This window comes from Bacillus sp. JJ1122, assembly GCF_036964885.1.
Taxonomy (GTDB): Bacteria; Bacillota; Bacilli; order Bacillales; family Cytobacillaceae; genus Mesobacillus.
Genome location: NZ_JBALQL010000022.1, coordinates 100792 through 103143, shown reverse-complemented (window position 1 = coordinate 103143; position 2352 = coordinate 100792). Strand labels below are relative to the sequence as shown.

The following is a 2352-nucleotide window of genomic DNA, read 5'->3' as shown; positions in this document are numbered from 1 at the left end:
TTTATAATTTCCTAAACAATAAAAAAAGGCGAGCTATTCAGCTCGCTTAAAGTTGTTTGAGGAGGTATGCCCTAATACAATGATATTCAGTTTGGAGCAAAATGAATGGACAATAGCCTGTGTTGAGAAAAATAGGCGGTGAAAATTAAAATTTCAAATGATAGTACTTAGCAATTTCTTCACAATAACGTTCTAGGGCTGCCTGATCCTTAAAATTGGACAGCATTCCCTGAATCACAGGAAGTCTCGGTGTTTCCTTATCGATTTCACCCTCGAGGACCTCTATTGATACTTTTAAATCCTCATTGTTATCTATGTCCAAAATACCTTGCTTCATTTTTTCAATCACGCTCTTAACATCATCATTTCCGTCCAGGAAAAATGCCTTTGTCTTTTTGAAGAGATCTTTCATCTTCTCTTCAGTCGCTACTGGCTGCTCACTTATTAATCCCCCGACTAAGGAGTCCATTCTTCTTAAGATATACTCGGCCAATTCCTCATTTTGAAAGCTCTCCTGATTGAAAAACAATAGCTTTATGTAAGAGTTGAACAAACCTTCCAACATTAACGACAAATCCCAGCGATGCTGCTCAGCTTTTTTCCCATATATGGCCCGAAGACTTTCTTGGTAAAACATATGGCCTTCATGATATTTACGGAACATGAGTGCTTTTACTTCATCATTCAAAGGGATTGCCTGTTCCCTTGATTGCATGATGATAAATTCTTTATGCTCCAGCATCGTATTGAATAAAGCCGTCAGCTGCTTAGCGAACTTTTCTCTAGGAGGCAGATTTTCATGATCAAAAGCCGCTAAATTTTTCTCAATACGGTCAAAGTAATATTCAAGAATGGCAATAAGCAAAGCATCCTTAGATTTGAAATATAAATAAAAAGCTCCTTTAGAAATCCCGCTCTCAGTCACAATTTCCTGAATGGAGGTTGATGAGAATCCTTTTGTTGCATAAAGCTTGATGGCCGCTTCGATGATCGCTTTTTCCTTTTCTTTCACCTTAAAGCCCCCCCAATATACTCAATTCATGTGACTGACTGGTCACAGCACCAGTTTTGACTGCACAGTCATATCGTAATACAGTTTCCTTCTATGGTCAAATAAGCAAAAAGACAGCCTGGCAATCGGCTGTCCTTTTAACTAAAGGTTTTCTTTTATAAATTCAAGAGCTTCTTCTACATGGCCTTTCACTTTCACTTTTCGCCATTCCTTTGAAAGGTTCCCCTCTTTATCAATAATGAACGTGGAACGTTCAATGCCCATATATTCCTTGCCGAAGTTTTTCTTTAACGTCCAGACACCATAATCCTCGGCAGTTTTGTGATTTTCATCCGCTAAAAGCAAAAAAGGCAATCCGTGTTTTTCAATAAACTTTTCATGCCTGTCAACTGGATCAGGACTTACACCAAGAATGACAGCATTCACCCCTTCAAAGCTTTCGTGTTGATCCCTGAAATCACAGGCTTCAGTTGTACAGCCAGGAGTCATATCTTTCGGGTAAAAGTAAAGCACGACATTCTTGCCTTTAAAATCAGATAGTTTTACATTTTCACCATTGCTGGCTGGCAATTCGAAATGCGGAGCCTTTTCCCCCAATACTAACGACATTCTGTATCCCTCCAAAAAAATTACTATTTACTTATAGCCTATCTAATTTTTGTCAGGAATACAAATGAGATAGACATAATCACAGTGACTATGCCTTTTTGTGATCAAACACAGCTCTAGTCACAAAAGCTGCAGGAATTGTATAGCCAATCAAGGCTTCTAATACGGCAATGATCCTGCCGAGCCCAATCGGGGAAATATCCCCGTACCCAACTGAGAATAATGTGATGGCGCTAAAGTACATGCTGGTGGCCATTCTTTCATACGAGGAAACACTTAGACGCATGCTGCCATCTGCCAGCACCCATAAGCCTCTTAAATCCAGCAAATAATAAAGCAAACCAAATCCAGCCATCACCGTCGCATAAATAAGGGCCAGAGTAAGGAAGTTTTCAAGGGAGACTTGTTTGCCTTTAATCTTTTGCGGAACAAACAATGTCTTAAGACTTAAGATGATTGATAAAACGATAATGATCATTGATAGATAAAAATGCATATCCCATCCTCTTTTCCTGCATCTCTCACTCCAACTATACGCTCAGGAATATGAGAGTATGCAAGCAAGTCCATTCATCGGGAAAAATGACTGATCCGGATTTTTTACCATCTGTAAAACAAAAAAACGCAGCACTTAAAAAATGCTGCGGCTAGACTGTAGACAAACTTGATTATAGCAAGCTTGTCTACATTTTTTTTCATAATGGGTGGCAGTAAACAGGTCTGTTGATTTC

The 2352-nt window shown here is 39.0% G+C and carries 3 protein-coding genes; all 3 read right to left on the bottom strand.

Features of this window, described 5'->3' with window-relative positions; translation table 11 throughout:
• Positions 1–145: 145 nt before the first annotated feature.
• The 3 genes from V7201_RS13110 to V7201_RS13100 all read right to left on the bottom strand — a co-directional run bounded on the left by V7201_RS13110 (position 146) and on the right by V7201_RS13100 (position 2117).
• On the bottom strand, positions 146–1012 hold the full coding sequence (locus V7201_RS13110) for a TetR/AcrR family transcriptional regulator (protein ID WP_335377187.1): 867 nt from the start codon (positions 1010–1012) through the stop codon (positions 146–148).
• A gap of 141 nt (positions 1013–1153) precedes the next feature.
• On the bottom strand, positions 1154–1621 hold the full coding sequence (gene bcp / locus V7201_RS13105; protein WP_335377186.1) for a thioredoxin-dependent thiol peroxidase: 468 nt from the start codon (positions 1619–1621) through the stop codon (positions 1154–1156).
• An 88-nt stretch (positions 1622–1709) separates the two neighbouring features.
• Positions 1710–2117, bottom strand: a complete 408-nt coding sequence (locus tag V7201_RS13100; protein ID WP_335377185.1) for a potassium channel family protein — start codon at positions 2115–2117, stop codon at positions 1710–1712.
• Between the last annotated feature and the right edge of the window lie 235 nt (positions 2118–2352).